This window comes from Gloeotrichia echinulata CP02 (assembly GCA_038087035.1).
Lineage (GTDB): Bacteria > Cyanobacteriota > Cyanobacteriia > Cyanobacteriales > Nostocaceae > Gloeotrichia > Gloeotrichia echinulata.
This window is the reverse complement of the sequence record CP051187.1, coordinates 6,324,427-6,339,630: the sequence shown is the minus strand read 5'-3', so window position 1 is coordinate 6,339,630 and position 15,204 is coordinate 6,324,427. Positions and strand designations below refer to the sequence as shown.

14 protein-coding genes are annotated in these 15,204 nt (G+C 43.0%); 4 read left to right on the top strand and 10 right to left on the bottom strand.

Going from position 1 to position 15,204, the window contains the following annotated elements; translation table 11 throughout:
• Window positions 1–4: 4 nt before the first annotated feature.
• Window positions 5–2,299, bottom strand: a complete 2,295-nt coding sequence (glgB, locus tag HEQ19_28230) for a 1,4-alpha-glucan branching enzyme (GenBank protein ID WYM03671.2) — start codon at window positions 2,297–2,299, stop codon at window positions 5–7.
• Window positions 2,300–2,713: 414 nt separating this feature from the next.
• Between glgB and HEQ19_28225 the strand changes: the two genes are divergently transcribed.
• The 3 genes from HEQ19_28225 to HEQ19_28215 all read left to right on the top strand — a co-directional run bounded on the left by HEQ19_28225 (window position 2,714) and on the right by HEQ19_28215 (window position 5,854).
• Entirely contained in the window at window positions 2,714–2,920 is a 207-nt protein-coding gene (locus HEQ19_28225; protein WYM02787.1) for a hypothetical protein, read from the top strand.
• 141 nt (window positions 2,921–3,061) lie between these two features.
• Window positions 3,062–4,333, top strand: a complete 1,272-nt coding sequence (locus tag HEQ19_28220) for a serine/threonine-protein kinase (GenBank protein ID WYM02786.1) — start codon at window positions 3,062–3,064, stop codon at window positions 4,331–4,333.
• A 39-nt stretch (window positions 4,334–4,372) separates the two neighbouring features.
• On the top strand, window positions 4,373–5,854 hold the full coding sequence (locus tag HEQ19_28215) for an ABC transporter substrate-binding protein (GenBank protein ID WYM02785.1): 1,482 nt from the start codon (window positions 4,373–4,375) through the stop codon (window positions 5,852–5,854).
• Between the two features lie 216 nt (window positions 5,855–6,070).
• Here HEQ19_28215 and HEQ19_28205 read toward each other — a convergent pair whose 3' ends face one another.
• The 3 genes from HEQ19_28205 to proB all read right to left on the bottom strand — a co-directional run bounded on the left by HEQ19_28205 (window position 6,071) and on the right by proB (window position 8,658).
• The gene (locus tag HEQ19_28205) at window positions 6,071–6,808 is read right to left on the bottom strand and encodes a hypothetical protein (protein ID WYM02784.1); all 738 of its coding nucleotides are present in this window, start codon (window positions 6,806–6,808) and stop codon (window positions 6,071–6,073) included.
• Window positions 6,809–6,826: 18 nt separating this feature from the next.
• The gene (locus tag HEQ19_28200; GenBank protein ID WYM02783.1) at window positions 6,827–7,261 is read right to left on the bottom strand and encodes a hypothetical protein; all 435 of its coding nucleotides are present in this window, start codon (window positions 7,259–7,261) and stop codon (window positions 6,827–6,829) included.
• A gap of 296 nt (window positions 7,262–7,557) precedes the next feature.
• Window positions 7,558–8,658, bottom strand: a complete 1,101-nt coding sequence (gene proB / locus HEQ19_28195) for a glutamate 5-kinase (protein ID WYM02782.1) — start codon at window positions 8,656–8,658, stop codon at window positions 7,558–7,560.
• On the opposite strand from proB, the gene HEQ19_28190 reads away from it, so the two are divergent.
• Window positions 8,636–8,839, top strand: a complete 204-nt coding sequence (locus HEQ19_28190) for a hypothetical protein (protein WYM02781.1) — start codon at window positions 8,636–8,638, stop codon at window positions 8,837–8,839. The two genes, proB and HEQ19_28190, sit on opposite strands and share 23 nt — an antisense overlap.
• A 201-nt stretch (window positions 8,840–9,040) precedes the next feature.
• On the opposite strand, the gene HEQ19_28185 is transcribed toward HEQ19_28190, so the two are convergent.
• The 6 genes from HEQ19_28185 to HEQ19_28155 form a co-directional block, all read right to left on the bottom strand.
• Window positions 9,041–9,580 carry a YqeG family HAD IIIA-type phosphatase gene (locus tag HEQ19_28185; protein ID WYM02780.1) on the bottom strand — a complete coding sequence of 180 codons (540 nt, stop codon included), beginning with the start codon at window positions 9,578–9,580 and terminating at the stop codon, window positions 9,041–9,043.
• Window positions 9,581–10,212: 632 nt separating this feature from the next.
• Window positions 10,213–10,785: a DUF3727 domain-containing protein gene (locus tag HEQ19_28180; protein WYM02779.1), complete on the bottom strand. Its 573-nt coding sequence runs from the start codon at window positions 10,783–10,785 to the stop codon at window positions 10,213–10,215.
• A 432-nt stretch (window positions 10,786–11,217) separates the two neighbouring features.
• Complete coding sequence (gene ruvX / locus HEQ19_28175) at window positions 11,218–11,694, bottom strand: Holliday junction resolvase RuvX (protein ID WYM02778.1); 477 nt, start codon at window positions 11,692–11,694, stop codon at window positions 11,218–11,220.
• A 343-nt stretch (window positions 11,695–12,037) separates the two neighbouring features.
• The gene (locus HEQ19_28170) at window positions 12,038–13,291 is read right to left on the bottom strand and encodes a GNAT family N-acetyltransferase (protein WYM02777.1); all 1,254 of its coding nucleotides are present in this window, start codon (window positions 13,289–13,291) and stop codon (window positions 12,038–12,040) included.
• Window positions 13,292–13,499: 208 nt separating this feature from the next.
• The gene (locus HEQ19_28165) at window positions 13,500–13,700 is read right to left on the bottom strand and encodes a hypothetical protein (GenBank protein ID WYM02776.1); all 201 of its coding nucleotides are present in this window, start codon (window positions 13,698–13,700) and stop codon (window positions 13,500–13,502) included.
• 816 nt (window positions 13,701–14,516) lie between these two features.
• The gene (locus HEQ19_28155; GenBank protein ID WYM02775.1) at window positions 14,517–15,095 is read right to left on the bottom strand and encodes a hypothetical protein; all 579 of its coding nucleotides are present in this window, start codon (window positions 15,093–15,095) and stop codon (window positions 14,517–14,519) included.
• Window positions 15,096–15,204 lie beyond the last annotated feature (109 nt).

Sequence of the window (15,204 nt, the reverse complement as noted above, 5' to 3'; positions counted from 1 at the left end):
AGGATTAAGATTTCAGCGCCTGTGCTGTCTTATTCTTATCCAACTTGAGAATCAACACACCCAAAGGCGGTAAACACAAATCCAGGGAATAGGGACGATTATGCAATGACCAATCATCAGTCCACTTACCGCCCAAGTTACCCATATTACTACCGCCATACTGACGGGCATCGCTATTGAACAACTCGGTATAAAATCCCTTTTCCGGTACACCGATACGATAGTGGGAATGGGGTTGAGGGGTAAAATTGCAAACCACGACCACAAAATTATCAGCATCCCGATCACGGCGAATGAAGGAAACTACACTGTGACGGTTGTCGCTACAATCAATCCATTCAAACCCAGATCTGTCAAAATCCCAGGTGTACAAAGCAGGCTCAGAGCGGTATAGTTTATTTAGCTCACAGAAAAAGCCCTTTAACTGTTGATGGGCTTCATACTGGAATAAATGCCATTCCAAATCAGCCCAGACATTCCACTCACTCCATTGTCCAAATTCCATGCTCATAAACATGGTTTTCTTGCCTGGGTGAGCAAACATATAGCTAAATAAACAACGCACATTGGCGAACTTCTGCCATCTATCCCCTGGCATTTTACCAATGATATTGCTCTTGCCATGCACTACTTCATCATGGGATAATGCCAGCATGAAGTTTTCGCTGTGGTTGTACCACATACTAAAGGTGATGTTGTTTTGGTGGAACTGGCGAAACCACGGGTCCATGCTGAAGTAGTCTAGCATGTCGTGCATCCAGCCCATATTCCACTTCAAGTTAAAGCCGAGTCCCCCTGTGTAGGTCGGCCAAGATACCATTGGCCAAGCTGTGGATTCTTCTGCAATTGAGAGAGCGCCGGGGAAATAGCTGAAGATGAGGTGATTTACTTGACGCAGGAAATCTGCAGCTTCTAGATTTTCTCTACCGCCGTATTGATTGGGTAGCCATTCCCCTGGTTTACGACAATAGTCATTGTACAGCATGGAAGCGACAGCATCGACGCGAATCCCGTCAATGTGGTACTTGTCAAACCAAAACAGCGCATTTGCTACCAAGAAATTCCTGACTTCGTGGCGACTGTAATTGAATACCAGCGTCCCCCATTCTTTGTGTTCGCCTTTGCGGGGGTCTGAGTGTTCGTATAAGTGACTACCATCGAAGAAGGCTAAACCATGTCCATCTTTGGGGAAGTGACCGGGAACCCAATCCACCAGCACACCAATGCCGTTTTGGTGACATTTGTCAACAAAATACATGAAATCTTCGGGAGTCCCAAACCGAGAAGTGGGGGCATAATATCCAGTTACTTGATAACCCCAAGAGCCATCAAAGGGATGTTCCGCAATGGGTAAAAGTTCTAGATGGGTGTAACCGAGTTCTTTAACGTAGGGAATCAGTCTGTCTGCTAATTCGCGGTAGGTAAGGAAGCGTGCGCCAGGATTCAGTTCGGAAACCGGAACTACAGCTTCAGTTTCACCGTTAGGTAGTTTGGCTGGTTCTGCACTAGAACCGTGTAACCAAGAACCTAAATGCAGTTCGTAGACAGAGACTGGCTGGGTCAGGGGGTCAGTTTGACGCCGCTGTTCTAACCAATCTTCGTCACTCCAAGTGTAAGTATTTAAATCTGTAACGATTGATGCGGTTTTGGGACGGGGTTCCTGCTGGAAACCGTAGGGGTCAGATTTTTCGTAAATGTGTCCTGTCAAATTTTTGATTTCATATTTATAATGCTCACCCACGCCCAATTCAGGAATAAACAATTCCCAAACACCGGTAGCGCCTTTACGCATCTGGTGTTGGCGACCATCCCAGAGGTTAAAATCTCCCAATACAGAAACATTTCGCGCATTGGGTGCCCAAACGGCAAAATAAACGCCCTTGACGCCGTTGACTTCTGTGGGGTGCGCTCCCAGTTTCTCGTAAATCCGGTGATGGTTTCCTTCCCCAAACAAATGCAAGTCAAAGTCAGTTAAACGGGGAGAACAGAAGGCGTAAGGGTCGTAGGTAACACGCTCATGTTCCCCTTCTTTAATCTTTAACTGGTAGTTTGCCAATTCTAGGGTTTCAATCGTGCATTCAAAAAAGTGGGGGTCATGCACTGATTGCATTGGGTATTCCTTGCGTTCTTGGGGAAGGACTACCCACACTGCACTGGCGTTTGGTAGGTAGGCTCTCACAGCCCAGACATTTTTACCATTCTGCTCGATGAGATGAGAACCCAGTATTTCAAAAGGATCGTGATGTTGATTCCAAACGATGCGGTTAACCTGTTCAGGGGCTATCGTGGTCATGGACATGAAGCTACCTACGTGAAATAACGTGATTGAGTGACATACTCCCACACTGACTGCAAGCATTACAGTGTGGGCTTCTCAGCGACTCCCGGTATCCCGTCGGACATTAACTGAGCTTTGTTTAGACTGTACGAGATGCCCCTCCGCACAGTTGAACAAGTACAAAAAAAATGTTCAATCCTTTGTACTGCTCATCGCTCCTGCTTCGCAGTGAGCGAGAGGCTTGTTTTTGTTTAAGCTAAAACTGGTTTTGTAATATCTATTTATATTGTTTACATTTATTTGCATATTTGTCGCCACAGTTATCCTACCTCACAATGTGTCACCATTCGCTGCTGGGAATTGGGGATTGGGGACACTTCGACAAGCTCAGTGCATCGCTGGGGATTGGGGATTGGGGGAGGAAAATTTTAGGTTTTGAGGCTGACGGTTGAGGTTTTGAGGCTGAACGTTGAGGTTTTGAAGCTGAAGGTTGAGGTTTTGAGGCTGAACGTTGAGGCTTTGAAGCTGAACGTTGAGGTTTTGAGGCTGAACCTTGAGGTTTTGAGGCTGAACGTTGAGGCTTTGAAGCTGAACGTTGAGGCTTTGAGGCTGAACGTTGAGGCTTTGAGGCTGAAAATTTAACCATCCTAATCCCCAACTATTATATAGTTTGTATATTGTTGTACACAGAATCTGGTACACCACCAGTTATATTTTTTCATATGAAACCTCCGCGAAAATGCGGTATATTTTTCTTGATTAGAAACTAACAGCATCAATCATATGATCTGCTGCCTAAATCCCGATTGTGCGAATCCCCTCAATCCTGATGGGACAAAGTTCTGCCTGAGTTGTGGAACAGAATTGGTATCGGTCTTGCGAAATCGTTACCGCATTATCAAACCACTGGGAAGAGGAGGATTTGCTCGTACCTATGTGGCTGAGGATAAAGACAAGCTAGATGAACAATGCGTGGTTAAGCTGTTGGTCAGAGATCAATTTTATGGTGGTCGCGGTAGTGAAGCACAAAAAAAGGCGACTGAGTTGTTTGAGCGAGAAGCAAAGCGTCTACAGGAGTTAGGAAAGCATGACCAAATTCCCACCCTGTATGCTTACTTTAAAGAAAGTGACTATCTGTATTTAGTACAGGAGTTTATCGATGGACAAAATCTTTCACAAGAGTTACAACAACAGGGTGCGTTTAATGAAGCCAAAATTCGCCAACTTTTACAAGATTTATTACCTGTAATTGATGTGGTACATCAGGCACAGGTGATTCACCGAGATATTAAACCAGAAAATATTCTGCGCCGGGAAAAAGATCACAAGTTAGTGTTAATTGATTTTGGGGTATCAAAACAAAAGACGAGAACACTAAATTCTGACCCAAATACAATAGTTGGCACCCCTGGTTATGCGTCGCCAGAGCAAATGCTCACGGGTGAAGTTTATCCTAGTAGTGACCTCTACAGTTTGGGAGTTACTTGCTTTTATCTGCTGACACAAATTCCCCCTGATGCACTGTGGAAAAAGCAATTATATGGCTGGACTGCTACCTGGGAACAGCATTTACAACAGCCTATAAGTGATGAATTAAGGCGGATTTTCACTAAATTACTGCAACAAGACCACGAAGAGCGTTATCAATCGGTACAGGAAGTCTTACAAGACTTAAATCGTCACCCACAATCACAAACCCAATTCATTCTTACACCAGCAGTCGCCCTGGGTGAATTATTGCCTTGGGCTATAATTGCAGGTTCTGGTAGTTCTTTTTTAGCCATCGCCCTGCTCAGTTTTAGTATAACTGTTTGGATTAGCTCTACATTACCTTTGTTAATTATTGGAGCGTTAATATTTACCCGCTCTCGCTCGCTTTTGGAAAAGAATTATTTATTTATAATTGCTGTAATTACCACTTTATTTATTGTCTTTTTATTCCAAACTTGGCAAATTAATAACGCCATAATCGCTGCAATTATTGGCGGATTTGTGTCTTTGATTATTATGGGATTCTCTGATTTATTGAATAGATTGATGTCTAAATATTTCTGATGGGGTTAAATTAATTTTCTCTAATTAAGGTAATGATTTATGACACGAAAAAAAGAAGGTGCCCGTCTGCTAATTTCTCTGGGTTTGACTGCAATAGTTATAGCAGCTATTTTATTTCTATTGAAGCAAGTCACGTTAAAACCGATAGTAACTACACAGGAACCGATAATACCTCCATCAAACCCTTCACCAATATTGATGAGTTTAGGTGGAGAGATTGTAGTAAAAGTCCGAACATCCCCTGACAAAGAGAATGGAATTGCAGCTTTTGCTAAGGGAGATTTTGCGACTGCTGTTGAAAAATTTACCGCTTCTCTCAAGAATAGTCCCAATGACCCTGAAACCTTAATTTATTTAAATAATGCCAAAATTGCTCAAGATACATCAGCAGCCTTAAAAGTTGCTGTAATCGCACCAATTAGTTTCGATCCTAATCAGGCGGAAGAGATTTTGCGCGGGGTAGCTCAAGCTCAAGATGAGGTTAATAGCAGCGGCGGAATTAATGGTAAGAAGCTGCAAATTATGATTGCAAGTAGTATTAGAAGTAGTGGGAATAATAGCTCAACAAACTCTGAACAGCTAGATAATGAACTGATTAAAGACAATAGCCTGTTGGCAGTAGTAGGGTCTAGACGCAACTCATCAATTTATAATGACAAGGGTTTGGTGTTAGTCTTCCCTATCGAACCAGCAAGGGATACGGGAAATCAAGAAAACTCCTCTCAAGCAGTCAATAATCAATCAAATCCTGCTGAATCAAACTATATCTTTTATGTAAATTCATCTGATGTTTTAGTTGACACTCATTCTCGCCACATTGTCCGAGAAGCCAGAAATATCGCTATTTGTGGCGATTCTAGCCGGGGAAATAATTCAACAAATAGCAGTAATGCGACCGTTTCATTCAATAAAATTCTGGTAGATAAATACACTAACGCTATCAATAAATATGGTGGTCAAGTTATCAGTTTTCCTTGCGATTTGGGAGACAAGAACTTTCAACCCAGTGCTTTTGTCAACGAAGCTATAGAAACACAAAAAGCAAATGGCTTTCTATTCATCCCGACCAACAGAAATATCTTCTATGCTACCAAGGTAGCCCAAGAAATTCGCGGGAGAAAACCATTTTTCGCTTCGGAAATTATGTACAAACAAACAACTTTAGATAATGGCAAGGATTTCCAAGGAATGGTATTACCTGTATATTGGCATCGTGACGCTAATAAAAACAATCCCTTTGCTGACAAAGCCTTGAAGCTTTGGAATGCACAGGTAAATCATAGAACAGCCGGCGCTTATGATGCACTCCAAGTAATTATCGCTGGCTTGAAACAGGATAATACCCGCCAAGGGTTGAAAAATGTCCTCTCTAATGCCAATTTTTCGGCTTCAGGCGCCACAGGAACAATTAAGTTTTCCCCTTCAGGTGAGCGTCAAGGAAAAGCCTTTTTAGTTAAAGTTGAGTCATGTGATGCAAGTAAGCCTTGTGCTTCTGGTTACGAGTTTGTACTTTTGCAGTAAATATCAAGTTTGAGACTTACTCCAGCAGCGATCGCCAATCAGTCATAATATATATCATAATTCCCAAGGGCTTTGTTGGCAGAATCAGAATGAACATCGAGCAAGCTGTTTTAGAAAAATTGCGGCAATTACCTGTAGATAAGCAGCAAGAGATATTAGATTTTGCTGAATTTATCCATTAAAAATTTACTCCTAAGCCTGTCGCCAGACGAAGCGTCAAGGGTCTTTGGGCTGGCTTAGATTTGGTTTCCTCCTGTAATGCGCCCGTACCCAATGACCACTTCTCAAGTAACCCTTGACATAAGTATAATCTCTTTGATTGACAATTCTCCTATACTCTTCCTCACTAATTTTTGACTCCGTAGCCCTTTGTTGGGGAGGTTGTGGTTGCTTTGGTGGTGGTGAAGATGGCGTAGTTGGTTGTGCTGGTTTTTGAAACGGTGGCTGAAATGAGTTTATTTGGGGAGGTTGTGGTTGCTTTCGCGGTGGTGAAGATGGCGTAGTTGGTTGTGCTGGTTTTTGAGATGATGGCTGAGATGATCTGTTAGGACGTGCCGATGTTGGTCTATTAATCCTTTGCTTGATTCTATCAGCAGAACTTTTTTTGATATTGCTTACTTGATTTTTTAGTTGAATAAAATCAGGAAACTGGTTGGGAATTTCAGGGTTTCTGTCGGCAAATTTTCTAAGTAAATCTTGAGCCAAAGCTGATGCAGCAAATGCTTTGTTAAGTTGGTATTCATCCTCAATAGCATTTAATTCTGCTAATTTTTCACATGAAAAATCATAAAATAGACCAAAACTAGCTGCTAATCCGCCAAAAAACACCATTGCCCAGTACAATTGAGCAAGTTGCCCCAGGGTTATATAACCTGCCATACACAATATGGCTAGTGTCCAACTCCAGTCCACTATTTCTTTAATGCGCTGAAAATGCTGGCGCAGTGATAACATTTGAATATGCTAAAAAATTTAACGGTTAGAGGTCGATTTCTTTTTAGACGTTGAACATTTCAATAAAATTGGTTTAGGTCTATCAGGGTTACTTTTCAGATTTAAGTCCTGCTTATAAGGCTCACAACCACTTTGATATATACGAATTTTAACGTAATCTGTATTGGGTATTTGAACTCGAAAAGCGCCTAAATTATCAGTTGTATCTGTATCAGAACCCCCTTCAGATTCCATTATTACTTTTGCTCCAACTATAGGAGCTTGAGAGACTTCATCAAAAACGCTAACTTTGACACTACTGGCGTTTGGTGCTGTCGAAGCTTTATTCTCAGCCTTTTCTTTATCTGAGTCATTAAGCCCTGGAACGTGAGTTGCAGCTCCATAGCCTATAGTCAATAAGAGAAGTGCAGTAAGACCATACCAAATGGGTTTCGGTATATTACTCAGATCCATAGAATTGGCAAATGGTGATTTCTATTGATTAAACAGGTTAGATGCTAAAAACACTTATACTTATACTACCTTAGAGGTAGGAGGGATTCCGTAATTCCCATGACTAAATGTCAGCAGCCAATAAGACTGACCGCATCAAAGTAAAATTCTGCCTCCTTCTGCGTTTACTCCCTTCCCGGTCTAAGATTACCTATAATTTTCCTTCTTTGCGCCTTTGCGCCTTTGCGTGAGCTAAAAATTATTTCCCTACGGGACGCTCCGCGAACGGTAATCTTCCAGCGGGAAGGGAGTAAATACTAAATCAAAACTAAATTATCCCGATGAACGACAGTTTGGGCGCCTGCGTAACCCAAAATATGGGGAATATCCCGCGAATGACACCCGCGAATTTTTTGTAGTTCCTCGCTGCTGTAATTGACTAATCCCCTGGCGATTTCGTTACCGTTGCGATCGCACAATTGCACGGCTTCTTGAGAATCAAACTCCCCCTCAACAGATTTTATACCAGCCGCCAACAAGGATTTCCCCGCCTGAGCAATCGCGGCGATCGCCCCCGCATCTAAATGCAATTTCCCCATCGGTACAAGGCCGTAAGCTATCCAGCGTTTCCTGGCTGAGGTTGGTTCTAGTTGCGGTTCAAAGTGTGTCCCTAAATGTTCACCTTGTAATATTTTTTGGATATTTTGGGGAGATTTTCCTTCGGTAATTACGGTACGCACCCCAGCGGCGATCGCAATTCTGGCGGCGGAAATTTTTGTCATCATCCCACCTGTACCCCATTGTGACCCAGCAGAGCCTGTTTGGATCTGTAATTCGGCAATGCTACTCACCAAGGTAATCGGTTGGGCGTCGGGTACCGAACGCGGATCGGCCGAGTACAATCTATCGACATCGGTCAGCAAAAATAGCCAATCTGCTTCTACTAAACTGGCGACCAAAGCCGAAAGGGTGTCATTGTCGCCAAATTTCAGTTCTTCTACTGCTACGGTATCATTTTCGTTCACCACGGGAATGACTCCCAAGGCGAGTAATTCCTGAAAGGTGTTGTAAATGTTAAGATAGCGACTACGCTGTACCAAGTCGCTGCGCGTCAGTAATACTTGGGCAATTGGTTGTTGTAGAGTAGTAAATAAATCATCGTATATCCGCATTAACCGTCCTTGTCCAACCGCTGCTACTGCTTGTTTGAGAGCGATCGCTTTCGGGCGTTCGGTTAAACCCAGGCGCCCACAACCCACCCCCACCGCACCAGAGGACACCAAAATCACCCGATGACCTTGTAGCCTTAAATCAGAAAGTATTTCCGTCAAGGTCGCAATGGTGGAAAGTGCTAATTTTCCAGTTTGTGGCTGGGTTAGGCTAGATGTACCGATTTTGACGACTATCGTTTTGGTCATTGGTCATTTGTTATTGGTCATTTGTTATTGGTCATTTGTTATTGGTCATTTGTTATTGGTCATTTGTTATTGGTCATTTGTTATTGGTCATTGGTCGTTGCTCATTGGTTATTGGTCATTGGTTATTGGTCGTTGCTCATTGGTTATTGGTTATTTTCGCTTATTCACAACTGACAAATGACAAATGACAACTGACTAAAAAAATTGTAAAGCGCCAGTCCCTCTATAGGTGAGGGCTGACGCTCTACGGTTTTATAGTTATTTGGTATGGGCTAGGGTCTTTTTTGGCTGACCCCATGTTATTAATACTTATGATCCCCGATTTTTGTCATCAACTGAGATTCCTTAAGCATTTCTTTAGATTTACTTTCCTGATGATTTGTCACGGTTTGTGAATTTTTGTGTGTTTGGGATTAATAGACGCACCGAGGATTTCCGATACCCAGACTTCAAAATTGCGGATGGGATGGGAGCGGAGGGCGGTACCGGGAGGGATAATTGGTTCAACCAAAATGGTGAACATTCCTAAGCGATTACCGGCTAAGACATCGGTAAACAAGCGATCGCCTACCATACCCACTTGGTGGACTGGGAGATTCATGGACTCGAGTGCGGCCCTGATTTTGCGTCGTGAGGGCTTGGCTGCACCCAGGTAATAAGGTAAATTGAGAGAACGGGCAATACCACCAATGCGGGCTTCACTCAGGTTATTACTCACCAACCATAGGGGGGTAAAAGTCCTAATTTGTTCTACCCACTGTCGTAGTTCTGGTGAAGCTGTCCCTGTTGTGATCGGTACTAAGGTTTCATCTACATCCAATACCAGCCCTTTGATCTGATATTGCTGGATAATATCTGGTGTCAAATTCAAAACTGAACCCGACAAAATCAAATCAGGGTGTAAAAATTTGTTCCAAGTCATAGTCAAGAGTCCAGAGTGAAAGGTCTATAGTGAAAAGTCATTAGTTAATGACCCATGATCAATAACTAACGACTAATAACTATATCTTGACTTTCTGCAAAACGTTCAACTAAACCCGCAAGGAGTCCCACACCGTAATCTTCTCTACGTTCGCGGAGCGTGTCGCAGACAGACGCTGCGCGAATGATTCGGTGTCGGGACCAATTGCGGGGTTGTTTTGTCGCGTCCCTGTGACCATTTTCTGGTCACTGAGCGTAGCCGAAGTGTTGCACAGCAAGAAGAGGGAGGAGGACAGCGACAAAACAACCAATCTTTTATACACGAATCATGGAGATAATCCTTTCGTGCAAGTTGTAAGTCCCTTAGCTCACCACTACCAAAATGTCCTTTCTGCAAGCACTACTAATCAGGTAGTTTGTAAATAATCCAGACTAGGGAAACATCTGTTCGTACGTGTCAGGTAATGGCTTGTGAGCTAGTCATCTCTTAGTTACAAGCTGATTCTTGTAAGCCTACACTGTACCAAAGGTCAGTGTAGGTAGTTGACCTTGTTAACGAATATCGTTAAAAATCGCCAATTAAAAATTTTAAAATATTATAATTTTTTAATTTTTAATTTTTAATTTTTCAGATTATTCGACTTCATTAAAAAGATGTTCTTCTAACAAAGGCTGCACTTTGCGAAACTCTTCTGGGGATAGTAACTCAGGTTTACCTGTCTTGGATGTGCGAGCAAAGAATAATAGTGGATCTACCGGCGTATAAATTGCATACTCCTGTTCTTCATCATAGAAGCTAGTAAGTAGCTGTAATTGCTCTGGCTCTAAATCTGTCTCTTCGTCTTCAATTTCTAAAGTGAAGAGTTCTGATTCTTCGACGGATGGTAATTCACCTGCTACAGTCAAAGCATAAGCAGTGTTTTTCAACAGCAAGTTCTGTTCAGATAAGACTGCTTGAGCGGTGCTGAAAATTTTGTCAAGGGTGTCATCATCTTCTACAAGAATAGCTTCTTCTTCCTCGCCTTCACCTTGCCAAGCAAAAATTTCTACTGGTGAGTCAACAGGAAGAAGTAAAACGTATTCTTGTCCATCCACTGAGAGGGAATGCTCAATATAACATTCCAGGGTTCGCCCTTTGTCGTCGCTCAAAGTGACGGCACCTGCATCATCGTGATCATTTTCGTGAGGAAATTGAGAAGAAAACATGGTCTTGTTGTGAAACTTTATAAATACCAGCAAATGTGGAAATCGCTTAACTGTCGAGTAACAGTATGATGTCAAACAAATAGCTTGACTTAGATACAACTGCTGGGTAATAGCTTTCAGAATATTATCTTAAAAGTTATCAATAGTTGCTAATTATATGTTTACAATAACTAGTTTATTAGTCTTACCCAAATGGCTAAACCATATAGCCTATATCCCATCATTGCTTTTGGGACTGGTTTTGTTGACATTCCCGATTTTATTACCTCGCTAATTTAGTTTCTCCTTTCTAGGATATAGGTTAACTACTTTGAGGTTATAGGCTGATGCCTTACCCAACTAGATAGGATTTTCCCCATGCCAAATTAGGTCACTGGCTATGGGAATACGTCTAGATTTTAACACAAATGATTATAGAATCAGCAAAGTTTTTCAATACTCCACAGTTATGAGTGTACCGTTGAATTTAGCTCGCCTGGCATCCAGCCATTGTTGCAAAATCAATGCTGCTGCCTTCCTATCAATCATAGCTTTATGACGTGATGGCGAGCGTTTTTCATCTCTGAGCATTTGTTCTGCTTGATATGAAGTTAAACGCTCATCAACGTATTCCACAGGGAGTTTAAGAGCCTTACTCAGTCTGGTCGCCAACTTCTGTACATGACGCGCCTGAAACCCCAAGGAGCCATCCATTGAATAAGGTAAACCAATAACCAGCAGATGTACCTGGCGCTGATTCACTAGTTGTCGTAGTTGCTCGACATCCTGATCAAAAGAACTGCGCTCAATTGTAGTGATCCCCGTAGCTATCAAACCTGTACCATCGCACCCTGCTACACCAATGCGTTTGCTACCGAGATCTAATCCTAATGCTGAAATCAAGGGCTTTGGTTGGTCTTGGGGTGTCACAGTACTTCTGCTGTTTATTTAATAGACTTTTTTGGACATTTTTGGATAATTATTACCAAAAAAACTGGGTCTAGAGCCGCCGTCCTTCTAGGACGGCTTTTTGGTAAAATAGTGGCAACAGGCAGGGCATTGTCTGTCGGGCTAGGTGATGTAAGACGGGCTATGCCTGCTATTGCTGTTTGAATCCAGAATCCCTGAACTTTCAGATCAGGGAGTATGTCAATACCCTTCTCCCTACCCAGACGCTGCGCCAGCTAGGGACGAAGGTAGGGATACCCAGCCCCACTCGCCTTCGGTTTTGCCTTGGGCGAACTTCTGGGTTACGTTAAATTCTGAGTCAATCCTACTCCTGTGGTGCATCTGCTGACTCAGATGCCGGCGATGCTTCTATACTAGCGTTATTAGACCCAAAGTTCATAGGTTCTGACTTAGTTGGCGTTGGTCTATCTGAGGGTGGGTGCTGTACTGGTTGTGCCCATGACATACCGCCGGGTATCGGTTTACGTGTAGGTTGCAGACCTTGTAGCACCTCAGTCCACTGAATCCCTTCTAAGGAGACAAATTTCGACTCCCGTAGCTTGTGCCACACTGAGCGAGACATAATTAGGGTATGTTCTATGCGTTTTGCCCCAATTCGCTCTAAATACTCTTCTCGCTCTGCCTGATAATCTGATGAAGCTAGTTGTAAACCTTGTTGGGGAAAATCTTGAGCAATCCGAGCTAGTTGAGACAGCAACTCTGGATAAAGCCAGGTATAAGCTGGGTGAACTGTCAACGTTGCTACATGGGGGCTAAGACCCTTACGGTCAAGTTGCACCTGAAAATAGCCAATTGCTGCTTTACGTTGGGGTTCAAACACGTAGCCACTGACTACTTCTATTTTCGTCACCCATTGTTTGACAGCATCAGTTAAAGCACCGAACAAACTGGTTTTGAAGTCGCGAGTGTTGCGGTCAAATACCTGACGCACCAAAGGTGGCATTGAGGCCGTATCCAGTTGATATAGTAACTGGGCATCGGCATTACTCACAGGTAGAAGATTCGGCAAATCCGGTTCAGCATTCGCCAATTCTGCTAACAATTCGGGTGAAATTTCCCAATATGTCATTTCCGCTAGGCGCTGAAATCCATTTGTCCGATAAAGTGCTAAGGCCTCAATATCATTGACATTTACTTCTAGTATCCAAGTGCGAGCCTCCAAAATCGACTCGAAGCAATGGCGCAGAAGTTGGGAACCAATTCCTTGCTTATCCGCAGCACGGTCTAACATCACCCGATCAATCCGCCAAGTACTGCGCGTCCTGTTAAAGGGTGATACTTGAATCATCCCTAGCAGGGTACGCCCTTGCTCTGCTACATAGGCACAGAAGAGGTATTGTAACGGGTTGGGAAACCAACTCAAAAATTTGAGTAGCCCATACCAGCGACGGAGCCATTGCATCTGGCGCATGGCAAAACACGCTCCCTGGGGAGTGAGGGCTGCGAATGACTCTTGAGTTAGGCGTTCGACGCCATCCAAGTCCCGATATTGGACCGGTCGGATGATCACGCTGAGATTTCGAGGAAGTAATGAAGTCATTTTGATTCGAGCCGCCATTGAGCCTTGAGTAACTGCTCTTGCTGATTAACTACTGCAATAATAATATTAACGGCTTTCCGCTACTTGGTATTGTTCCAAAAGAGTGATTTTAGCAACTAAATACTTAAAAAATCAGAAAAAGCAGATTTGATGAGAACACCACAGGCGTTGACCCAACAATCATCTGCTTTTATTTTACGTTAATTTTGATGAAAAATTGTATATTTCACAGACTTTGCCGAGAAATTACCTTTTCAAAGTTGGCTTGGGTTTGATGGAGTAATTGCTCTCGACTATCTTCTTTCGTCTGCTTCAGGGTTGGAACCAGATTGCGAGCTTGCAGAGTCATGTGCAGCTGTAAGTGGGCAACGTATTCGCTGAAATCTTCATTCACTACACCTGTGCCCGGTAAGAGATTTGATTCCATTGCCACTGTATTCTCCTTTATTAGTCCTGTGCTGTTTGTTCACATTACCAAAACTTATCACGTTGTTTCACATACTTTGCAATTTGCAATGAAGTTTAACGGATTTGTCATTTGTCATTTGTCATTTGTCATTTGTCATTTGTCACCCCCAGTCCCTAGTCCCCAGTTCCCTGTCCCCAGTCCCCAGTTCCCAGTTCCCAGTCTCCAGTCCCCAGTTCCCAGTTCCCAGTCCCCAGTCCCCAGTTCCCGATCAAAAAAATCAAGTTGACGTTGCTTGGATTAGTGATTTGACTCGACCATTTGTGATTGTGTTGATCAAAACGGCGAAAGTCAACCGATTTTGGATTTTGGATACTTCTCTACGTAGCCTTCGGCGTCGCAGACAGAGGCTACGCCAACGACTTCCCTGCGGGACGCTGCGCGTAGCTTGCTTCCACGTAGTGGTACGCTCAGTACAAGTTTTGGATACTTCGACTTCGCTCAGTACAAGTTTTGGATTGACCCCGACCACAAGGGTACCTTGCTCAAGGATTTTGGATACTTCTCTACGTAGCCTTCGGCGTCGTAGACAGAGGCTACGCCAACGACTTCCCTGCGGGACGCTGCGCGTAGCTTGCTTCCACGTAGTGGTACGCTCAGTACAAGTTTGGGATTTTGGATTGGTTAGGCACACAAGGAGCCTTGCTCGTACTGAAACAATCTAAAATCTAAAATCTAAAATCTAAAATTGGCTTGGTCAATCGATTTTGGATTTTGGATATGTCCAACCCAAACCCTTGATGCGCGAGTTACTCATGCGTAAGTCCTAATTATCAATTACCACTGTTCAGCCCAATAAACAATGTCTGAGGTGGAACTATCAATCGCTACCCCATAGCTATCGCCATGATTCCACTTAAAGCCGGGACTACCTCTGTCCTGTGCGCCCAATACTAATATTTTATACGTGGGGGGAAAGGATTCTTCTGGGGAGTCGCTGGTATAAAAAAACGTTGTTGGTACTCCTTGGGGTAGATTTGTATGGTCGTTGGTGTTACCACCTCTATATTCGTGTTTAGCAATATCTTTGTATTGTGAAAGTAATTTTTTTATCTTATCTGGTGACTGTTTGAGCCTGATTTGAAAATAACTACCGCCTTGTAAAAAGCCTGGAGTGTAGGAAATCTTGACATTTTGAGCATCAGCAGGAATATCTATAGGAAAATGTTTTATAGGGTAGTTAGCAGAACTTAGTGATTCCCGAAGTTCTCGATAACGTGATGTATCAGTGACTATCTCAGGTGTAGTGGAACTACTAAAGGCTTTTCTGAGAAAAAAACTTCCCCCAACAACACCAAGACTGCTAAGGGAGAATAAAAATATTATGGCGATTTTGACAAGGTGCGATCGCTTCATGTAGTTGGGTACGTGTAAATTACGTGGTCATATACCCAACTACTAAACTAAAGCGTAATTTTCCGGATCTAGCTCTAGAGAGATTGACAAGTAAAATTTACAATTTACG

Coding starts and splice junctions, on each gene's coding strand:
- HEQ19_28220 (WYM02786.1), top strand. CDS start 3,062: ATGATCTGCTGCCTAAATCCCGATTGTGCGAATCCCCTCAATCCTGAT.
- proB (WYM02782.1), bottom strand. CDS start 8,658: ATGACCAAAACGATAGTCGTCAAAATCGGTACATCTAGCCTAACCCAG.
- glgB (WYM03671.2), bottom strand. CDS start 2,299: ATGTCCATGACCACGATAGCCCCTGAACAGGTTAACCGCATCGTTTGG.
- HEQ19_28170 (WYM02777.1), bottom strand. CDS start 13,291: ATGGCGGCTCGAATCAAAATGACTTCATTACTTCCTCGAAATCTCAGC.
- HEQ19_28155 (WYM02775.1), bottom strand. CDS start 15,095: ATGAAGCGATCGCACCTTGTCAAAATCGCCATAATATTTTTATTCTCC.
- HEQ19_28205 (WYM02784.1), bottom strand. CDS start 6,808: ATGTTATCACTGCGCCAGCATTTTCAGCGCATTAAAGAAATAGTGGAC.
- HEQ19_28215 (WYM02785.1), top strand. CDS start 4,373: ATGACACGAAAAAAAGAAGGTGCCCGTCTGCTAATTTCTCTGGGTTTG.
- HEQ19_28200 (WYM02783.1), bottom strand. CDS start 7,261: ATGGATCTGAGTAATATACCGAAACCCATTTGGTATGGTCTTACTGCA.
- HEQ19_28180 (WYM02779.1), bottom strand. CDS start 10,785: ATGTTTTCTTCTCAATTTCCTCACGAAAATGATCACGATGATGCAGGT.
- HEQ19_28185 (WYM02780.1), bottom strand. CDS start 9,580: ATGACTTGGAACAAATTTTTACACCCTGATTTGATTTTGTCGGGTTCA.
- HEQ19_28165 (WYM02776.1), bottom strand. CDS start 13,700: ATGGAATCAAATCTCTTACCGGGCACAGGTGTAGTGAATGAAGATTTC.